Origin of the sequence: Aquabacterium sp., assembly GCF_041915145.1 — a bacterium.
GTDB lineage: Bacteria > Pseudomonadota > Gammaproteobacteria > Burkholderiales > Burkholderiaceae_C > Aquabacterium.
Window position 1 is genome coordinate 40,712 of the sequence record NZ_JAYSBZ010000006.1, and the last position, 17,665, is coordinate 58,376.

A 17,665-nucleotide genomic window follows, 5' to 3' on the forward strand; every position below is an offset into this window, starting at 1 on the left:
ACCTCGCCATGTCCGACGCCATCATCCTCTTCGCCCACGGTGCCCGCGACCCTGCCTGGGCCGGCCCCTTCGAAGCCGTCGCCGCCACCTTGCGCGCTCGTGCACCCGGTGTGGCGGTGCAACTGGCTTTTCTCGAATTCATGAGCCCCAACCTGCCGGATGCCGGCGACGCGCTAGCCGCCCAGGGCTGCACCCGCGTGACCGTGGTGCCGCTCTTTCTGGGTGCTGGCGGCCACGTGCGCAAAGACCTGCCGACGCTGGTCGAAACCCTGCGCCAGCGCCACCCCACCGTGCAATGGCAGCTGGCACCGGCGATTGGCGAAGTCGAGAGCGTGACCCGCGCCATGGCCGAGGCCGCCTGGGCGCTGGCCGCTCCCGCGTCGCCGCCCATAATCGCCCATCCCATCCACCTGCCTGGGCACCCATGAACCTGCACCAGTTTCGGTTCGTTCAAGAGGCCGCGCGCCGCAATCTCAACCTCACCGAAACGGCCAAGGCGCTGCACACCTCGCAGCCCGGCATATCCAAGGCCATCCTGGAGCTCGAGGAGGAGCTGGGGGTGGACATCTTCGTGCGCCACGGCAAGCGGCTCAAGCGCATCACCGAGCCCGGCCTGGAGGTGATGCAGTCGATCGAGGTGATCTTGCGCGAGGTGGGCAACCTCAAGCGCATCGGGCAGGAGTTCTCCAAGCAAGAGGCGGGCACGCTGTCGATCGCCACCACGCACAACCAGGCGCGCTACGTGCTGCCCAACCCGGTGGCGGCGTTGCGCAAGCGATTCCCGAAGGTCGCCATCAGCCTGCACCAGGGCACGCCTGAAACCGTGGCGCAAATGGTGCTCACCGAACGCGCCGAAGTTGGCCTGGCCACCGAATCGCTCAGCGGCTACCCCGATCTGGTGACCCTGCCCTGCTACGAGTGGGAACACGTGCTGGTGCTGCGCGCCGACCACCCTCTCACGCAACATCCACGCGTCACGCTCGAAGACCTCGCGCGCGAGCCGCTGATCTCGTATCACCCCGCCTTCGCTGGCCGCACCCGGCTCGACCAGGCCTTCACGCAGCGGCATCTGGAGCCCAACTTCGTGCTCGAGGCGTTCGACGCCGACGTGATCAAGACCTACGTGCGACTCGGCATGGGCATCGGCCTGGTGGCCGAGATGGCCGTGCGCGACGACCCTCTCATGGTGCCCGGCGGCGAGCTGGTGTCGCGCCCGGTGGGGCATCTGTTCGGCCGCAACGTGGCGCGCATCGCCTTCAAGCGCGGCGCCTATCTGCGCAACTTCGTGTTCGCCTTTGCCGAGCTGATCTCGGAGCGCCTGAGCCGGGAGTCGATCGAGCAGGCCATGGTGGCCACGTCGAACGGCCACGAGGGGTCGGATTACGGGCTCTGACGGGCCTGCGCGGCGAGCCCCCACGGCAACCGAGGCATCTCAAGCGGTGGCAGACTGCCCGCCACGCAAACCGCCCACCCACTTTGACGGATCACCCCATGAGAATCCTGCACACCATGCTGCGCGTCGGCAACCTGCAACGCTCGATCGAGTTCTACAGCCAGGTGCTGGGCATGCAATTGCTGCGCACCACCGACCGCCCCGAGCAGCAATACACGCTGGCCTTTCTGGGCTACGGTCGCAACCCCGAGCACGCCGAGCTGGAGCTGACCTACAACTACGGCGTCGAACGCTACGAGCTGGGCACGGCCTACGGGCACATCGCCATCTCGGTGCCCGACGTGGCGGCCACCTGCAACGCGGTGCGCGCCAAGGCCGCCGAACTCGGTGGATCGATCACCCGCGAAGCCGGCCCGGTGAAAGGCGGCACCACGGTGATCGCCTTCATCACCGACCCCGACGACTACAAGATCGAACTGATCGAGCGCTCAATCACCGACTAAAAGCCGGCTACCCCGCTGCCATCGACCCGCCTTCGGGCGACCGGGGCTCAGCGCAGGTCGAGCACGTCGATCACGGGCGGCACGCCCCAGCGCAGCGGCAGGTGGCTTTCGCCCAGGCCGGAGGTGATGAACAGCGGCACCGTGGTATGGGGATAGAAGCCCTTGTCGAATTCGCCCAGCATGCGCGGGGTGATGTAGGGCAGGCGAATCTGCCCGCCGTGGGTGTGCCCCGCCAGCGCCAGCGCTGCGGCCCCCTTGGGCACGTGCCAGATCGTCAGCGGGTTGTGAAACAGCAGCACGCGGGGCTTGTCGGTGGGGGTGGCCATCAGCGCGCCGATGCCGTCGCGGCGCGCGAGGTGGTCGCCGATACCCACGAGGTAGTAGCCGCCCATATCGACATGCTCATATTCGACCGTGTGCACGCCGTTGCGCTGCAATGCCGCCCGCAAGGCCGCCTGCAGCGGCGGGCCGGGGCGCTCTTCGTCGTGGTTGCCGGGCACCGAGTAGACCGGGTGCTTGCAGCGCTTCCAGGGCGCCAGCAACTCGTCCAGCGTCTGGCTCGGGCGGTAGTTGTGGTCGCCGGCAATGAGCACGGCGTCCACATCGAGACGGTTCAGCTCGTCCACCACGCGCTCCAGGTAGGCCGGCCCCTTGAAAAGCCCCAGATGCAGGTCGGACACCAGCGCGATGCGCGTCGGCACGCCCACCGCCAACCGGGTCTGCTGCACGGTGATGCGGGCCGGCTCGACGAAACGCGCGTAGACGAACCAGGACGTGCCCAGCCACAGCGCCACGATCAGGCTGCGCGCCAGCCAGCGCCGCGCAGGCCATTGACGCCACCCACGCCACCCAGCCCACAGCAGCGCGGGCACCAGCACGTAGCTGCCCCAATACGCGGTGAACGCGAAGTACCACCCCAACTGGGCCGTTTCGTAATACGGCTGAAAACCCGAGAACCAACTGGTCATGAAACTCACGAATTCGTATCGACTGATTGATGACAACACTGCGGCGCACACTCTAATGGCAAGTCGTGACACCGCTGGCTAGCCCTCTCCCAGCCCCGTGCCGCGTCGAGGTAGAAACGAGACATGAAACTTGCCCTGCTGACCGATCTGCATGCCAACCGCGAGGCGCTTGAAGCGGTCTTGGCGCACGCCGCACAACAACACATCGATCAATACGCCTTTCTGGGCGACTACGTGGGCTATGGCGCCGACCCGGCGTGGGTGGTCGATCGCCTGCGCGAGTTCGTCGCGGCGGGCGCGTTTGCCGTCAAGGGCAATCACGACGAGGCCACGGTGCGCGGGCCGCAACCCGCCATGCGCGAAGACGCCAACGCCGCCGTGCAATGGACGCGCGACCAGCTCGACGCCGAGCAGTTGCGCTTTCTCGACGAACTGCCGCTGATGCAGGAGTCCGGCAGCACCCTGTTCGTGCACGCCAACGCCTTCGCACCGTCCGGCTGGGCCTACATCGACGGTCGGCTCGAAGCCATCCGCAGTCTGCAAGCCACCTCGGCGCGCTACACCTTCTGCGGCCACATGCACGAGCCCAAGCTGTATCACCTCTCGCTGACCTCGAAGGCGGGCGACTTCCAACCCGCTCCGGGCATCCCGATCCCGCTGTCACCGCTGCGGCGCTGGCTCGCCATCCCGGGCTCGGCGGGGCAGCCGCGCGACGGCAACCCGGCCGCCTGCTATGCCATCTTCGACGAGGCCAACGAGGTGCTGACCTTCCACCGCGTCCCCTACGACACCGACGCCGCCGCCGCCAAGATCCTGGCTGCCGGTCTGCCCCCGCCGCTGGCCGAGCGCCTCAAACACGGCCACTGAGCCGCATCAGCCTCGCTGACTCATGAATCAAGATCCGCCCTCGCAAATCCCCAGCCAACTTGGCGAAACCCAGCCGGGCAGCCTGGACGAAATCCAGCTGCCGGGCCCGCTGCAGGTCGGCCAGGTCATCGACGGCTTCGAGCTCGAAGAACGCATCCACCAGGGCGGCATGGCGGCCATCTGGCGGGTGCGCCGCGTCGCGCCACCGGTCGAGGGCGAACCTGATCTGCCCTTGATCATGAAAGTGCCGCGCATCAAGGGCGGCGAGGACCCGACCAGCATCGTCGGCTTCGAGGTCGAGCGCATGATCATGCCGATGCTCGGCGGCGTGCACGTCCCCAAGTACGTCGCCAAGGGCGACTTCACTCGTCAGCCTTTCATCGTGATGGAACACCTGCCGGGGCAAACGCTGCGCGAGCGTCTCGACGAAACCCCGCTGCCCGCCGACGAAGTGGCCGACATCGGCGCCCGCGTCGCCCAGGCCCTCGACGACCTGCACCGCCAGCATGTGGTGCACCTCGACATCAAGCCCAGCAACATCCTCTTCCGCCCCACTGGCGAGGCGGTGCTGGTGGACTTCGGCCTGTCGCGCCACGAGCACCTGCCCGACCTGCTCGAAGAGGAGTTCTCGCTGCCCATGGGCACCGGGCCCTACATCTCGCCCGAGCAGGTGCAGTTCGTGCGCAACGACCCGCGCAGCGACCTGTTCGCGCTGGGCGTGATGCTGTACTACCTGGCCACCGGCGAGCGGCCCTTCGGCAACCCGGGCAGCGTCAGCGGGCTGCGCAAGCGGCTGTACGTCGAGCCCGTGCCGCCGCGCGCCGTGAACGAAGAAGTGCCGTGGTGGTTGCAAGAAATCATCCTGCACTGCCTCGAAGTGAAGCCCGAAGCGCGCTACCAGAGCGCCGCTCAGCTGGCGCTCGACCTGCAGCACCCCGGTCAGGTGACGCTGACCAAGCGCGCCGAGCGCATCCGCACCTCCGGCAGCGTCAAGACGCTCAAGCGCTGGTTCTTCGCGCTCGGCTCCGAGCCCAGCCAGGCCACGACCAGCGAGCAGGTCGAGCGCAGCCCCATCATCATGGCCGCCGTCGATACCGAGGGCGAGGCTGAACTGCTGCGTCAGCTGCGCGGCACGGTGCGGCGCATCCTGCAAATGGAACCCGGCGCGCGCCTGGCCTGCGTCACCATCATGAAAACCGCCCGCATCGGCATGGACCAGCTCACCGACAGCCAGGGCAACAGCGTGCACGTCAAGAAGCTCGTCGAGCTCAAGCACTGGGCGCGCTCATTGGCGCAAAAGCTCAACCTCGAAGAAAACCGGCTGACCTTCCACGTGCTCGAAGCCCCCGACCCCGCCGCCGCCATCGTCGATTTCGCCAGCAAGAACCGCGTGGACCACATCGTGATGGGCGCGCGCGGCAACTCGGCACTGCGACGCTACCTGGGCAGTGTGTCGTCGCAGGTGGTGGCCCAGGCCGATTGCTCGGTGACGGTGGTCAGGGCGCGCGGCTAGCGTCGGCGTCCGGCCCGCGCGACCTCACAAGATTTCGTAGGGCCCACCGGTGGCCAGCGCCCGCTGATAGGCCTCGCGCGCCTGCACCCGCTTGAGCCATGACTCCATCTTCGGATACTGCCCCGGCTTGGCCCCACGAGCCAACGCGGCCTCGACCGGAAAGCTCATCTGCACGTCAGCCGCCGTGAGCACGCTGCCGGCAAACCACTCATGCTGGGCCAAGTGCTGCTCAATGAACTTCAGGTGGCGCTCGATCTGCGGCTTCAAGAAGGTGGCCGCTACTTTCTGACAAAGTGCCTTGGCAATCGGCTTGACGAAGAACGGCATCGGACTCAACGGAATGCGCCGAAACACCAAAGTCATCACCAGCAAGGGCATCAGACTGCCTTCCGCATAGTGCAGCCAATAGGTGTAATGCAGACGCTCAGGGGTACCGCCGGCCGGCCGCAGCACCCCCTCGGCATGCCGATCCATCAGGTATTCGATGATCGCCCCGGACTCCGCGACCGTCAGCCCCTCATCCGTGATCACAGGAGACTTGCCCAGCGGGTGCACCTTGAACAACTCCGGCGGCGCCAGCAGCGTCTGCGCGTCGCGCTCGTAGCGCTTCACTTCGTAGGGCAGGCCCAACTCTTCGAGCAGCCACAGCACGCGCTGCGAGCGGGAGTTTTGCAAGTGGTGAACGGTGATCATGTTGCGACCTCGACAGGGGTAAGCGTATTGGCCAAATCTGGGCTCGGCATTGTGCCGAGAGGGTGGATTCGTGCCGCTCCGTCACCGATATGCCCACACGACTTGGCCCCTCTTGGTAAACAGCGCCTTTACAAAGCTCCGCCCCCCTGAATCAGGGTTGGCCCACGTGCGGCGCGCCGCTAGAGTGCCCTATCGCAATTGAGTTGTACGCGTAGAGAAGGAGCCGAGATGTCAGACGAGCACACCCCCAACCAAATGAAGGGTCGTCTGCAAGACCTTCAATCGGCCCTGTTTGAACTCCGCGACGAACTCCACCGCCTCTCGCTCGCCATGCAGGAATACGTCGTCCTCAGCGACGACCGCATCATGGAAAGCGTGCGCAACGAAGCCGCCGAGTTGTTTTCGCGGCTCCAGCGCGGCACCTGAGCCCCAGCTTCCGCCAAAAAAGCCGCGCCTCGTCGCGGCTTTTTGCTTGGCGACTTTGCGCGCCGGCAAAACGTCAGCAACATGTCAGTCGCACACTGTGAAGTTGGCACGGGCCAATGCTGCATCAAGCCTGTTTGCCCGACACAGACTGACCAACCTGACGTAAGCACCTCATGACCATTTCCCGCGACTGGGCCACCCCGCTGACCATCGGCGCTTTTTTGCTGATGGCTGTCACCGGCCTCCTGATGTTTTTCCATCTCGACACCGGACTCAACAAGGAGGCCCACGAGTGGCTGGGTTGGGCCATGGTGATCGGCGTGGGCACGCACGTTACCGCCAACTGGACCGCCTTCAAGCGCCACTTGGCGCGTCCGACTGCGCTCGTGGTGATCGGCGTCTTCGCGGCCATCCTGGCGGCATCGTTCTTCATCAAGGAAGACGAAGAAGGCGGCCACCCGGGCAAACGCGCCACCCAGGTCGTGTTGCATGCTCCGCTGACGAGCGTGGCGCCGCTGGTCGGGCAGGCGCCTGAGGCGCTGGTGGCCAAGCTGCAAGCGGCCGGGTTCAAGAGTGCCAACGCCGGCCAGAGCGTGGCCGACATCGCCGGCCCCGATCAAGGACAGCAATTCAAGGCGCTGGGCGCCATCCTGCCCTGAACCCGATCCGCCAGGCGTGACCCGACTGGCGCAGCGGCCAGCCCGGTCACCCCGGCACGATCAGATCAGCCCAGCGGCAACAGCCGCATCACCTTTTGCAAGCCTTCGACCGCCTTGCCCTTGCGGGCGCGCTTGCCCATGTGAGCCGCGAACGCCGAGTGCTTGACGTCTTCTTCCTTGGGCTTGCCGCCCCGGCCTGACCCGACCACGCGCACGCCGTCGGCCACCGTGGCCACCGAGACGAGCGGGTCTTTGGCGTCCACGTCCATCAGGGTCAGGCCGCGCCCGCCGTTGGGTTGCAGCTTGAGCTCATCGAGCCCGAACACCAGCAGCCGCCCACCCAGCGCCAGGCAGGCCACGTGCTTGTGCGTGGGCGCCACCACCACGGGCAGCAGCAGCTTGTCTTGCGCGTCGAGCGTCAAGAAGCTCTTGCCGCCCTTCTGGCGTGACACCAGATCGCCCAGCTTCGCCAGCAAGCCGAAGCCGCCGGTGTTGGCCAGCAGCAGCGTGGTGTCGGCCGCGCCGGCCAGGTAATGCAGCGGCTGCGTGCCGGACTCGAGGTCGACCATCGTGGTGATGGGCTGGCCATCACCCCGCGCGCCCGGCAGGCTGCTCACCGGCACGCTGTAAACGCGCCCGTTGCTGCCGAACACGATGAGCGGGTCCACGGTGCGGCATTCGAACGTGCCGTACAGCCCATCGCCCGCCTTGAAGGCAAACGCCGCCGCATCGTGCCCGTGGCCCTGGCGCGCGCGCACCCAGCCCTTGAGGCTCACCACGACCGTCACCGGCTCGTCGATCACCTTCACCTCGACGACCGCCTTCTTTTCTTCCTGGATCACCGTGCGGCGCGCGTCGCCGAACTGCTTGGCGTCGGTTTCGATTTCTTTGATGACCGTGCGCTTGAGCGCGGTCGGGCTCCCCAAAATCTCTTCGAGCTTGGCCTGCTCGGCGCGCTTCTCGGCCAGTTCCTGCTCGATCTTGATCGCCTCGAGCCGTGCCAACTGGCGCAAGCGGATTTCAAGAATGTCCTCGGCCTGCCGCTCGCTGAGCTTGAAGCGCTCGATCAGCGCGGCCTTGGGCTCGTCGCTGTTGCGGATGATGTGGATCACCTCGTCGATGTTGAGCAGCACCAACTGCCGGCCTTCGAGGATGTGGATGCGGTCGAGCACCTTGTCGAGCCGGTGCTGCGTGCGGCGCTGCACCGTCTGCAGTCTGAAGCCGACCCACTCGGTCAGCACCTGGCGCAAGCTCTTTTGCGTCGGCCGGCCATCGGCGCCGATCATCGTCAGGTTGATGGGGGCGGAGCACTCCAGGCTGGTGTGCGCCAGCAAGGTGTGGATGAGCTCCTGCTGGTCGATCTTGCTGGTCTTGGGCTCGAACACCAGGCGCACAGCGGCATCTTTGTTCGATTCGTCGCGCGCCGCGTCGAGCACGCTCAGCACCGTCGTCTTGAGCTGCAACTGATCGGCGCTGAGCGCCTTCTTGCCCGCCTTGATCTTCGGGTTGGTCAGCTCCTCGATTTCTTCGAGCACCTTCTGGCACGAGGTGCCCGGCGGCAGCTCGGTCACCACCAGTTGCCACTGGCCGCGCGCCAGGTCTTCGATCTTCCAGCGTGCGCGCACCTTGAGCGAGCCGCGCCCGGTGCGGTAGGCCTCGCGAATGTCGGCATGGCTGGAGATGATCTGCCCGCCGCCAGGGTAATCGGGGCCGGGGATCAGGCCGTGCAGTTCGTCGTCGCTCAGCTTGTCGTTCTTGATCAGCGCCACGGCCGCGGTCGCCACCTCGGCGAGGTTGTGGCTGGGCACTTCGGTGGCCAGCCCCACGGCGATGCCGCTGGCGCCGTTGAGCAGCACGAAGGGCAGACGCGCCGGCAGCAGCTTGGGCTCTTGCTCGGTGCCGTCGTAGTTGGGGGCGAAGTCGACGGTGCCTTCGTCGATCTCGTCAAGCAGCAAACGCGTGATCGGCGCCAGGCGCGCCTCGGTGTAACGCATGGCCGCCGCGCCGTCGCCGTCGCGTGAGCCGAAGTTGCCCTGGCCGTCAATCAGCGGGTAGCGCAGCGCGAAGTCCTGCGCCATGCGCACCATGGCGTCATACGCCGCCGTGTCGCCGTGCGGGTGGTATTTGCCGAGCACATCGCCCACCACGCGGGCGCTCTTGACGGGCTTGGGGCCGCTTGCCGTGTTGAACGACAAGCCCATGCGCTGCATGCTGTAGAGAATGCGCCGCTGCACGGGCTTCTGGCCGTCGCACACGTCGGGCAGCGCGCGCCCCTTCACCACGCTCAGCGCGTATTCGAGATAGGCGCGCTCGGCGTATTGCGACAACGAAAGCGAATCGCCGCCATCGGAACCGGACGAATGGAGTTCAAGCGTTTGCTGGGACATCGGTGGGAGTGTTTTTCTCGGGTAACCCGGTCGGGGCTGGAAGTTTAGACGCACCATGGCAGGCGCTGCCCCCACCTACACCCAAGACGTAGAGCGACGCAAAATTGCACCGCATTGGCACCGAATATCGGCGCTCGTTAGGGATGGACGTAACCCGCTGCCTCTTTTTTAATCGACGCAGTCGTCAACCTCACCAGGGAAGCAGTCATGGTTGCAGTTCAAGCCCCCGCGCTCTGGCGCTCAGTCGCCCGCGTTTTGAGTATCGGTGGCCTCGCAGCCATCCCGGCCCTGGCGTCAGCCACTCCGCACAACTTCGCGAGCTACGGCGTGAGCCTCAAGGCCGTGACCGCTCCCAACCAGGGCGCCGTCACCGTCCCTGGCGCCAGTGATCTGCAAAGCTCCTACCAGTACTCCGGCTCCACCACCTTGCCCAGCCCCGTGCAAGTGGCAGGCGGCGCCAATACCGGCACCAACCACGATGGTTACGGCTTTGCCAGCGGCTTTGGTTTCTCGCGAGCCGAAGCGGGCGTGCTGAAAGTGTCTGCGGGCACCGAGGCCCAAGCCGTCGCACAGCCCGGCACCAATGTCGGCGCCAGCGCCAGCGCCATTGCCACAGCTGAATTCGAAGACCTGGCCACGTTCACTACAAGCCAGTCGGTGTATCAGAACATGCTGATCATTTCCGGCACGCTCAAGCTGACCGGCAACATCACGGGCACGGGCTACGCCGAAATTCACGTGGGTGGCACCGGCCTCAATCCGCGCAGCTCAGCCGCGGAGTGGATCGGCGACAGCAATGGCACGGTGAAAGACGCCACGGGGCACTACACCTACGGCTGGGTGCCCGGCACTGCCGTAGACATCCCCTTCTCGTTCACGGTCTACTCCGGCCAGGCCAGCACCTTGCTGTACTGGATGAAAGTGCGCACCGACAACGGCGGCAGCTTTGCCCCCTGCCCGGCCACAGGCGGGCTGTGCGACACCGTGCAGCTTTCGCAAAACGCCATCACGGCCGACTACAGCCACACGCTGGCCTGGGGCGGCGTCACGGCCACCGACTGGTTTGGCAACCCCGTGGCGCTGACCTCGGTCACGTCCAACTCGGGGTTCGACTACAGCGCGGCCTACTCGGCGCCTGCCGTGCCGGAGCCTGAAACCTGGACTCTGATGCTTGCTGGCCTGGGTCTGCTGGGGGCGGTAGCCGCCCGCAGCAACCACCGCGCTTAAACGTCGATCTCGACCGAATCGCCGTGCAGTTCCATCAGCTCGCGGCGTGACGCGGCTTCGCCCTTGCCCATCAGCTTGTTGAACGAGACCTCGGTTGCGCCGAAGTCGATGTCGCCGTAGGCCACGGGCAGCAGGCGGCGCGTGTCGGGGTTGAGGGTGGTGTCCCACAACTGCTCGGCGTTCATCTCGCCCAGGCCCTTGAAGCGGCTGATCGTCCAGCTGCCCTCGCGGCAACCCTCCTTGCGCAGCTTGTCGAGGATGGCCAGTTGCTCGCCTTCGTCCAGCGCGTACAGCTTGGCCGCCGGCTTCTTGCCGCGCGCGGGCGCATCCACCCGGAACAACGGCGGCCGCGCCACGAAGATGTTGCCGCGCTCGATGAGCTTCGGAAAGTGCCGGAAGAACAGCGTCAGCAGCAACACCTGGATGTGCGAGCCGTCAACGTCCGCGTCGCTCAGGATGCAGATCTTGCCGTAGCGCAGGCCACTCAGATCGGGCTCATCGTTCGGGCCGTGCGGGTCCACGCCGATGGCCACTGAGATGTCGTGGATCTCGTTGTTGGCGAAGAGGCGGTCGCGTTCGACTTCCCATGAGTTCAGCACCTTGCCGCGCAAGGGCAGGATGGCTTGATATTCCTTGTCGCGACCCATCTTCGCGCTGCCGCCGGCCGAATCGCCCTCGACCAGAAACAGCTCGTTGATGCTCACGTCGCGGCTCTCGCAATCGGTGAGCTTGCCGGGCAGCACGGCCACGCCCGAGCCCTTTTTCTTCTCGACCTTCTGGCTGGCGCGCTGGCGCGTCTGGGCCTGCTTGATGGCCAGCTCGGCAAGCTTCTTGCCGTAGTCCACGTGCTGGTGCAGCCAGAGTTCGAGCGCGGGCTTCACGTAGGTAGCGACCAAGCGCAGCGCGTCGCGGCTGTTGAGCCGCTCCTTGGTCTGACCTTGAAACTGCGGATCGAGCACCTTGGCGCTCAGCACGAAGCTGGCGCGCGAGAACACGTCTTCGGGCATCAGCTTCACGCCCTTGGGCAACAGCGCGTGCAGCTCGATGAAGCTCTTCACCGCATTGAACAAACCGTCTTTCAGGCCGGACTCGTGCGTGCCGCCCGCTACCGTCGGGATCAGGTTGACGTAGCTCTCGCGCACCGGCGCGCCGTCTTCGGTGAAGGCCACGGCCCATGCCGCGCCCTCGCCTTCGGCGAAGTTCTCGGTCTCGCCCGCTTCGGCGTAATGCTCGCCCTCGAAGAGCGGGATCACCGGGTCGGCCGTGAGCGTCTGGCTCAGGTAGTCGCGCAGGCCGCCCTTGTAGAGCCAGGTCTGCGTCTCACCGGTCTTCTCGGTAGTCAACGTCACCGTCACGCCCGGCATCAGCACGGCTTTGCTGCGCAGCAGGTGGATCAGCTCGTTCTTCGGCAGCTCGGCGCTCTCGAAGTATTTGGCATCGGGCCACACGCGGGCGCTGGTGCCGCTCTTGCGGCTGCCCGATGGCGACTTGGCCACCACGAGCGGCTCGATCACGTCGCCGCCGCTGAAGGTCAAGGTGGCCTGCTGGCCTTCGCGCCACACGCTCACCTGCAGTCGCTTGGCCAGCGCGTTGGTCACGCTCACGCCCACGCCGTGCAGGCCGCCCGAGAAGCTGTAGGCGCCGCCCGAGCCTTTGTCGAACTTGCCGCCGGCATGCAGCCGGGTGAACACGATCTCGACCACCGGCACGCCTTCTTCGGGGTGCAGGCCGAACGGAATGCCGCGGCCTTCGTCGTCCACGCTCACCGAGCCGTCGGTGTGCAGCGTCACGGCGATCTTCTTGCCGTGGCCGGCCAGGGCTTCGTCGGCAGCGTTGTCGATCACCTCCTGCACGATGTGCAGCGGGTTGTCGGTGCGGGTGTACATGCCCGGCCGCTGCTTGACGGGCTCCAGGCCCTTGAGCACGCGGATCGAGGCTTCGCCGTAGGCGGCAGGTTTGTCGGTCGGTTTGGTAGCCATGGGGGCGAATTCTAGGGATGCGGGCGAGGCACCCTGTCCGCCCCCCGTTTGCCCCCCGTGTGCACAAGTCCACACACGCACACTTGGCGACGCGGCTGGTTAGAGTCCGACGATGTCTGCCGCCCCCCACTCAGCTCCGCGCCCCGCCGCGCTGCCCCTGCTCCAGGTGCTGCTGTGCGGCGGGCTGGTCGTCACCTTGTCGATGGGCATTCGCCACGGCTTCGGGCTGTGGCTGGCGCCCATCACGATGGAGCGCGGCTGGACGCGCGAGCACTACGCCTTCGCAATGGCGCTGCAAAACCTCGTCTGGGGCCTGGCCGGGCCGCTGGCGGGCATGCTGGCCGACCGCTGGGGCGCGTTTCGCGTGCTGCTCACAGGCAGCGTGCTGTACGCGCTGGGCCTGGCGGGCATGGCCTTCTCGACGTCCAACCTGGCCTTTGCCACCACCACGGGCGTGCTGATCGGCGTGGCGCAATCGGGCACCACCTACGCCGTGGTCTACGGCGTGATCGGCCGAAACGTGGCGCCGGCGAAGCGCAGCTGGGCGATGGGTCTGGCCGCCGCGGCGGGGTCGTTCGGCCAGTTCCTGATGGTGCCGGTCGAAAGCGCGCTGATCGGCCACTTGGGCTGGCAGAACGCGCTGGTCACGCTGGGGCTGGCCGCGCTGATCATCGTGCCGCTGGCCTGGGGCCTGCGCGAGCCTGGCCTGCACGCCGCGCGCCACGGCGCTGCCGGTCAGACGGTGGGTGCGGCACTGCGCGAGGCTTTCGCCACGCCGAGCTTTCTGCTGCTGATGGCAGGCTACTTCGTCTGCGGCTTTCAGGTGGTTTTCATCGCGGTGCACATGCCCAGCTATCTGAAGGATCAGGGCCTGGCGCCGCAGGTGGCCAGCACCGCGCTGGCGCTGATCGGCCTGTTCAACGTCTTCGGCACCTACGCGGCCGGCTCGCTGGGACAGAAGCTTGCCAAGCGGCACATCTTGTCGACCATTTACCTGCTGCGCGCCGTGGTCATCACGATCTTCGTGCTCACGCCGATCTCGCCGCTCACCGTCAGCGTGTTCGCGGCGGTGATGGGTTTCTTGTGGCTGTCCACCGTGCCGCCCACCAACGCCATCGTGGCGCAGGTGTTCGGGGTGCAGCATTTGTCGATGCTGGGCGGGCTGGTGTTCCTGTCGCACCAGGTCGGCTCGTTCATGGGTGTGTGGCTGGGCGGGCGGCTGTACGACGCCACCGGCAGCTACCGCCTGATGTGGTGGATCGCGGTGGCGCTGGGCGTGTTCGCGGCATGCATCAATCAGCCGGTGCGGGAAACCGCCCTCGCCCGGCCCGCCGGCGCTGCGGCATGATCGGCCCGCCCCGCTGGCGCAAGCCGGCCCTGATCGCGGCCGCCCTGCTGGTGCTGGGCCTGACGTTCGCGGCCTACCTGCAACCGGGGTTGATGCTGGATCTCGCCACGCGCCTGTGGGCGTGCTTCTGAAGCACCCCCTCAGCGGCTCCAGCCGAGTCCCACCTTTTTTTCGGTGAGTGCCACCATGCAAGTCGTCATCATCACCGGCGCGTCAGACGGCATCGGTGCCGAAATGGCCCGGCAGCTCGCCGAGACCGGCCGCAACCAGATCGCCCTGGTGCTGGCCGCCCGCAGCGCCGACAAGCTCGAACACGTGGCCGCCAGCTGCCGCAGCCACGGCGCGCACGTGCTGGTGCAGCCCACCGACGTGGCCGAGCAGGCGGCCTGCCGCGCGCTGATCGACGCCACCGTCAAGGCCTACGGGCGCATCGACCTGCTCATCAACAACGCCGGCATCTCGGCGCACGCCCTGCTCGACGAGGTCACCGACCTGGGCTGGTACGAGCAGCTGATGCGAATCAACCTGTGGGGCAGCATCTGGTGCACGCACGCCGCGCTGCCCTACCTCAAAGCCAGCCGGGGCCGCATCGTGGCCGTGTCCAGCCTGGCCGGGCTGGTGGGCGTGCCGGGGCGCACGGCCTACAGCACCAGCAAGTTCGCGATGAACGGCTTCTTCGAGGCGCTGCGCGTCGAGCTGTCGCAACACGGGGTGAGCGTCACCGTGGCCTACCCCGGGGTGGTGACCACCGAGATCCGCAGCCGGGGCTTCAACGCCCACGGGCAGCCGCTCGGCACCAGCTCGCTCGATGAGCGCGGCGCGATGTCGGTCGAGACCTGCGCGCAATTGATCCTCGAGGGCGCCGAGCGGCGCCAGCGCGACGTGGTGATGACGCTCAAGGGCAAGCTCAGCCGTTGGCTCAAGTTGCTGGCGCCGAGCTTCGTCGATCGCATGGCCCTGGCCGCGCTGAGCGCCGAGGTCCACCCGCCGCAATGACCAACCCACCGTCAGACTGGATCGTTCGCTGGGCCCACCTGATCCCGACCGGCGCCCGCGTGCTGGACGTGGCCTGCGGCAACGGCCGCCACCTGCGCTGGTTGGCGCAGCAACAGGCCGATCTGCGGCTGACGGGCGTCGATCGGGACGCCGCAGCCGTCGAATCCCTGAAAAATGGCGCCCGCGTCGTGGTGGCCGACATCGAAAACGGCCCCTGGCCCTTCGATGGCGAGTGCTTCGACGCGGTGATCGTCACCAACTACTTGTGGCGCCCGCTGCTGCCCACGCTGATCCAGGCCGTCGCGCCGGGGGGCGTGCTGCTTTACGAAACCTTTGCATCGGGCAACGAGCGCTTCGGCCGCCCGAGCCGCCCTGACTTTTTGCTGCGCCCGGGCGAGTTGCTCGACGCGGTCGGAACCGATTTGCAAGTGCTGGGCTACGAGAGCGGACGGCTGAGTCAGCCCGACCGTGTGGTGCAGCGCCTGGCAGCCCGCCGCGCCGCCGCTTTGCAGGCTGACGACGAGCCCGCAAAGCTGCCCGAATGGCCCCACCGGCCTGGGTAGAATGATCGATTCAAGAGGCCCAGCATGAAACCTATCCTTGGCAGCATCGTCGCGCTCATCACGCCCCTGCATGAAGATGGCAGCGTCGATTACCCCACCCTGCGCAAACTGATCGACTGGCACATCGCCGAAGGCACCGACTGCATCGGCGTGGTCGGCACCACGGGCGAGTCGCCCACGGTCAACGTCGAAGAGCACTGCGAGATCATCCGCGTCGCCGTCGAGCAGACCGCCGGGCGCGTGCCCGTGATGGCCGGCGCCGGTGCCAACTCCACCGCCGAAGCCATCGAGCTCACGCGCTTTGCCAAGAAGGTCGGCGCCGACTGCACGCTGCAGGTCGTGCCCTACTACAACAAGCCGACTCAAGAAGGCATCTACCAGCACTTCAAGACCATCGCCGAGGCGGTGGACCTGCCGGTGATGCTCTACAACGTGCCCGGCCGCACTGTGGCCGACATGGCCCACGAAACCGTGCTGCGCCTGGCCAAGCTGCCCGGCATCATCGGCGTCAAAGAAGCCACCGGCAACCTGGACCGCGCCATCTGGCTGATCAAGGAAGCCCCCGCCGGTTTCGGCATCTACTCGGGCGACGACCCGACCGCCGTCGCCCTGATGCTGATGGGCGGCCACGGCAACGTCAGCGTCACCACTAACGTGGCGCCGCGTGGCATGCACGAACTCTGCAAGGCGGCCATGGCCAAAGACGTCAAGCGCGCCACCGAGTTGCACATGCAGCTGCTGCCGCTGCACAAGCATTTGTTTGTCGAGCCCAACCCCATCCCGGTCAAATGGGCTCTCAAGCGCATGGGCAAGGCTGGCGGCACGCTGCGCCTGCCGCTGACCGAGTTGTCCGGCCCCAACCAGGCCGTGGTCGAGCAAGCCCTGCGCGAAGCCGGCGTCCTCTGACGTCCCCTGAGCCGTTCAGAACCTCTTCACCGCACACGAACCGATGCCCTCCACCTCACCACACCGCGCGTTCGCCCTCACCGCCATCGCCCAAGCCGGCCGCCTGGCCGCACTGCTGGGTTGCGCCTCGCTGGCGGCCTGCACCTGGAACAGCAGCTCCTTGTCGTCGAGCAACATCGATTACCGCAACGGTGGCACGCAAACCGCCCCGCTCGATGTGCCACCGGATCTTTCGCAGCTCGGCACCTCGCGCTATCAAAACAGCAGCGGCGTGGTCAGCGCCAGCAGCATGCAATCCACCAATGCCGGCAAGACGAAAAATGCCACCGCCGCTGCCACCCAGCTGGCGGCCCGCACCAGCGGCTCGGCCCGCATTGAACGTGGCGGCAACCAGCGCTGGATCGCCTCCACCCTACCCGCCGATCAGGTATGGCCCCTCGTGCACGCCTTCTGGCTGGAGCAAGGCTTCAAGTATTCGATCGACCAGTCCGAACTGGGCATTCTTGAAACCGAATGGTCTGAAAACCGCGCGAAGCTGCCCAAGGATGTGGTGCGAAACACTCTCGGCGGCCTGATCAACAGCTTGTCCGATACCGGCGAACGCGATCGCTTCCGTACCCGGATCGAACGCACCGCGCAGGGCACCGACATCTTCATCAGCCATAGCGGCGTTGCTGAAGTCGTCAGCAATGGCGTCGCCGGCTCCACGCACTGGGAGACACGCCCCAACGACCCCAGCCTTGAAGCCGAAATGCTGGGTCGCCTGATGCTGGCGCTGGGCGGACAGACTGCCACGCCGCAAACCACCGGAGCTGCCGTGCAATCGGTGGCGACTGCCCCGGCTGCGGCGCCCCGCGCGCGCCTAGCGGCCGGCTCGTCCACCTCGCTGCAGGTTGACGACGACTATGACCGCGCATGGCGTCGCGTGGGCCTGGCGCTCGATCGTGGCGGGTTCACCGTTGAAGACCGCGATCGCACGCAGGGCATGTACTTCGTTCGCTACGTCGACCCGACCAAGGTGGGTCAGGGTGATCCGGGCTTCTTTGCTCGCCTGTTTGGCGCCAAGCCGATCACAGCCGATCAACAGCGCTATCGCATCGCACTGACTCGCGCCACCAGCGTCACGACGGTGTCGGTCGTGAACAACCAGGGGCAGGCTGACAACTCCGATGCAGCCCAGCGCATTGCACGCTTGCTGGTTGACGAATTGAAGTAAGCCTCAGCGAGACGCCACAGC

At 66.6% G+C, this 17,665-nt stretch carries 18 protein-coding genes; 14 read left to right on the top strand and 4 right to left on the bottom strand.

Features of this window, described 5'->3' with window-relative positions; all coding sequences use genetic code 11:
* Positions 1-8: 8 nt before the first annotated feature.
* The 3 genes from ACE3SS_RS02150 to gloA all read left to right on the top strand — a co-directional run bounded on the left by ACE3SS_RS02150 (position 9) and on the right by gloA (position 1,896).
* On the top strand, positions 9-428 hold the full coding sequence (locus ACE3SS_RS02150) for a sirohydrochlorin chelatase (RefSeq protein ID WP_374590790.1): 420 nt from the start codon (positions 9-11) through the stop codon (positions 426-428).
* Positions 425-1,393, top strand: coding sequence for a CysB family HTH-type transcriptional regulator (locus ACE3SS_RS02155; RefSeq protein WP_374590792.1), 969 nt, complete (start codon positions 425-427; stop codon positions 1,391-1,393). The genes ACE3SS_RS02150 and ACE3SS_RS02155 overlap by 4 nt, the downstream gene beginning before the upstream one ends.
* 98 nt (positions 1,394-1,491) lie before the next feature.
* The gene (gene gloA / locus ACE3SS_RS02160) at positions 1,492-1,896 is read left to right on the top strand and encodes a lactoylglutathione lyase (RefSeq protein WP_374590794.1); all 405 of its coding nucleotides are present in this window, start codon (positions 1,492-1,494) and stop codon (positions 1,894-1,896) included.
* A 47-nt stretch (positions 1,897-1,943) separates the two neighbouring features.
* Here gloA and ACE3SS_RS02165 read toward each other — a convergent pair whose 3' ends face one another.
* Positions 1,944-2,864 (bottom strand): metallophosphoesterase, encoded by a 921-nt coding sequence (locus ACE3SS_RS02165; protein ID WP_374590848.1) that lies wholly within the window; start codon positions 2,862-2,864, stop codon positions 1,944-1,946.
* 123 nt (positions 2,865-2,987) lie between these two features.
* Between ACE3SS_RS02165 and ACE3SS_RS02170 the strand changes: the two genes are divergently transcribed.
* Together ACE3SS_RS02170 and ACE3SS_RS02175 are read left to right on the top strand one after the other, a co-directional pair.
* Entirely contained in the window at positions 2,988-3,731 is a 744-nt protein-coding gene (locus ACE3SS_RS02170; RefSeq protein ID WP_374590796.1) for a metallophosphoesterase, read from the top strand.
* A 22-nt stretch (positions 3,732-3,753) separates the two neighbouring features.
* Entirely contained in the window at positions 3,754-5,244 is a 1,491-nt protein-coding gene (locus ACE3SS_RS02175) for a protein kinase (protein ID WP_374590798.1), read from the top strand.
* 24 nt (positions 5,245-5,268) lie between these two features.
* Here the strand turns inward: ACE3SS_RS02175 and ACE3SS_RS02180 are convergent, their stop codons facing one another.
* Positions 5,269-5,937: a glutathione S-transferase gene (locus ACE3SS_RS02180; RefSeq protein ID WP_374590800.1), complete on the bottom strand. Its 669-nt coding sequence runs from the start codon at positions 5,935-5,937 to the stop codon at positions 5,269-5,271.
* 228 nt (positions 5,938-6,165) lie between these two features.
* Between ACE3SS_RS02180 and ACE3SS_RS02185 the strand changes: the two genes are divergently transcribed.
* Positions 6,166-6,363, top strand: coding sequence for a hypothetical protein (locus ACE3SS_RS02185; protein ID WP_374590802.1), 198 nt, complete (start codon positions 6,166-6,168; stop codon positions 6,361-6,363).
* 173 nt (positions 6,364-6,536) lie between these two features.
* Entirely contained in the window at positions 6,537-7,022 is a 486-nt protein-coding gene (locus tag ACE3SS_RS02190) for a DUF4405 domain-containing protein (protein ID WP_374590804.1), read from the top strand.
* A gap of 65 nt (positions 7,023-7,087) precedes the next feature.
* On the opposite strand, the gene parC is transcribed toward ACE3SS_RS02190, so the two are convergent.
* Positions 7,088-9,409, bottom strand: a complete 2,322-nt coding sequence (gene parC / locus ACE3SS_RS02195) for a DNA topoisomerase IV subunit A (RefSeq protein WP_374590806.1) — start codon at positions 9,407-9,409, stop codon at positions 7,088-7,090.
* Positions 9,410-9,616: 207 nt separating this feature from the next.
* On the opposite strand from parC, the gene ACE3SS_RS02200 reads away from it, so the two are divergent.
* Positions 9,617-10,636: a PEP-CTERM sorting domain-containing protein gene (locus ACE3SS_RS02200; RefSeq protein WP_374590808.1), complete on the top strand. Its 1,020-nt coding sequence runs from the start codon at positions 9,617-9,619 to the stop codon at positions 10,634-10,636.
* Here the strand turns inward: ACE3SS_RS02200 and ACE3SS_RS02205 are convergent.
* Positions 10,633-12,615 (bottom strand): DNA topoisomerase IV subunit B, encoded by a 1,983-nt coding sequence (locus ACE3SS_RS02205; RefSeq protein ID WP_374590810.1) that lies wholly within the window; start codon positions 12,613-12,615, stop codon positions 10,633-10,635. The two genes, ACE3SS_RS02200 and ACE3SS_RS02205, sit on opposite strands and share 4 nt — an antisense overlap.
* A gap of 112 nt (positions 12,616-12,727) precedes the next feature.
* On the opposite strand from ACE3SS_RS02205, the gene ACE3SS_RS02210 reads away from it, so the two are divergent.
* From ACE3SS_RS02210 to bamC, 6 genes are read left to right on the top strand one after another with little or no spacing between them, the layout of a single operon-like run.
* Entirely contained in the window at positions 12,728-13,963 is a 1,236-nt protein-coding gene (locus tag ACE3SS_RS02210; protein ID WP_374590812.1) for an MFS transporter, read from the top strand.
* The gene (locus ACE3SS_RS02215; RefSeq protein ID WP_374590814.1) at positions 13,960-14,094 is read left to right on the top strand and encodes a hypothetical protein; all 135 of its coding nucleotides are present in this window, start codon (positions 13,960-13,962) and stop codon (positions 14,092-14,094) included. The genes ACE3SS_RS02210 and ACE3SS_RS02215 overlap by 4 nt, the downstream gene beginning before the upstream one ends.
* Positions 14,095-14,149: 55 nt before the next feature.
* The gene (locus ACE3SS_RS02220) at positions 14,150-14,959 is read left to right on the top strand and encodes an SDR family oxidoreductase (RefSeq protein WP_374590816.1); all 810 of its coding nucleotides are present in this window, start codon (positions 14,150-14,152) and stop codon (positions 14,957-14,959) included.
* The gene (locus ACE3SS_RS02225) at positions 14,956-15,522 is read left to right on the top strand and encodes a class I SAM-dependent methyltransferase (protein WP_374590818.1); all 567 of its coding nucleotides are present in this window, start codon (positions 14,956-14,958) and stop codon (positions 15,520-15,522) included. Before ACE3SS_RS02220 ends, ACE3SS_RS02225 begins: the two co-directional genes overlap by 4 nt.
* Before the next feature lie 24 nt (positions 15,523-15,546).
* A complete protein-coding gene (gene dapA, locus ACE3SS_RS02230; protein WP_374590820.1) occupies positions 15,547-16,428 on the top strand; it encodes a 4-hydroxy-tetrahydrodipicolinate synthase in 882 nt (293 codons plus the stop codon).
* A 43-nt stretch (positions 16,429-16,471) separates the two neighbouring features.
* On the top strand, positions 16,472-17,644 hold the full coding sequence (gene bamC, locus ACE3SS_RS02235; RefSeq protein WP_374590822.1) for an outer membrane protein assembly factor BamC: 1,173 nt from the start codon (positions 16,472-16,474) through the stop codon (positions 17,642-17,644).
* Positions 17,645-17,665 lie beyond the last annotated feature (21 nt).

Coding starts and splice junctions, on each gene's coding strand:
- ACE3SS_RS02200 (WP_374590808.1), top strand. CDS start 9,617: ATGGTTGCAGTTCAAGCCCCCGCGCTCTGGCGCTCAGTCGCCCGCGTT.
- ACE3SS_RS02180 (WP_374590800.1), bottom strand. CDS start 5,937: ATGATCACCGTTCACCACTTGCAAAACTCCCGCTCGCAGCGCGTGCTG.
- ACE3SS_RS02220 (WP_374590816.1), top strand. CDS start 14,150: ATGCAAGTCGTCATCATCACCGGCGCGTCAGACGGCATCGGTGCCGAA.
- ACE3SS_RS02225 (WP_374590818.1), top strand. CDS start 14,956: ATGACCAACCCACCGTCAGACTGGATCGTTCGCTGGGCCCACCTGATC.
- dapA (WP_374590820.1), top strand. CDS start 15,547: ATGAAACCTATCCTTGGCAGCATCGTCGCGCTCATCACGCCCCTGCAT.
- ACE3SS_RS02175 (WP_374590798.1), top strand. CDS start 3,754: ATGAATCAAGATCCGCCCTCGCAAATCCCCAGCCAACTTGGCGAAACC.
- bamC (WP_374590822.1), top strand. CDS start 16,472: ATGCCCTCCACCTCACCACACCGCGCGTTCGCCCTCACCGCCATCGCC.
- ACE3SS_RS02150 (WP_374590790.1), top strand. CDS start 9: ATGTCCGACGCCATCATCCTCTTCGCCCACGGTGCCCGCGACCCTGCC.
- ACE3SS_RS02170 (WP_374590796.1), top strand. CDS start 2,988: ATGAAACTTGCCCTGCTGACCGATCTGCATGCCAACCGCGAGGCGCTT.
- gloA (WP_374590794.1), top strand. CDS start 1,492: ATGAGAATCCTGCACACCATGCTGCGCGTCGGCAACCTGCAACGCTCG.
- ACE3SS_RS02185 (WP_374590802.1), top strand. CDS start 6,166: ATGTCAGACGAGCACACCCCCAACCAAATGAAGGGTCGTCTGCAAGAC.
- ACE3SS_RS02165 (WP_374590848.1), bottom strand. CDS start 2,864: ATGACCAGTTGGTTCTCGGGTTTTCAGCCGTATTACGAAACGGCCCAG.
- ACE3SS_RS02210 (WP_374590812.1), top strand. CDS start 12,728: ATGTCTGCCGCCCCCCACTCAGCTCCGCGCCCCGCCGCGCTGCCCCTG.
- ACE3SS_RS02190 (WP_374590804.1), top strand. CDS start 6,537: ATGACCATTTCCCGCGACTGGGCCACCCCGCTGACCATCGGCGCTTTT.
- ACE3SS_RS02215 (WP_374590814.1), top strand. CDS start 13,960: ATGATCGGCCCGCCCCGCTGGCGCAAGCCGGCCCTGATCGCGGCCGCC.
- ACE3SS_RS02155 (WP_374590792.1), top strand. CDS start 425: ATGAACCTGCACCAGTTTCGGTTCGTTCAAGAGGCCGCGCGCCGCAAT.
- parC (WP_374590806.1), bottom strand. CDS start 9,409: ATGTCCCAGCAAACGCTTGAACTCCATTCGTCCGGTTCCGATGGCGGC.
- ACE3SS_RS02205 (WP_374590810.1), bottom strand. CDS start 12,615: ATGGCTACCAAACCGACCGACAAACCTGCCGCCTACGGCGAAGCCTCG.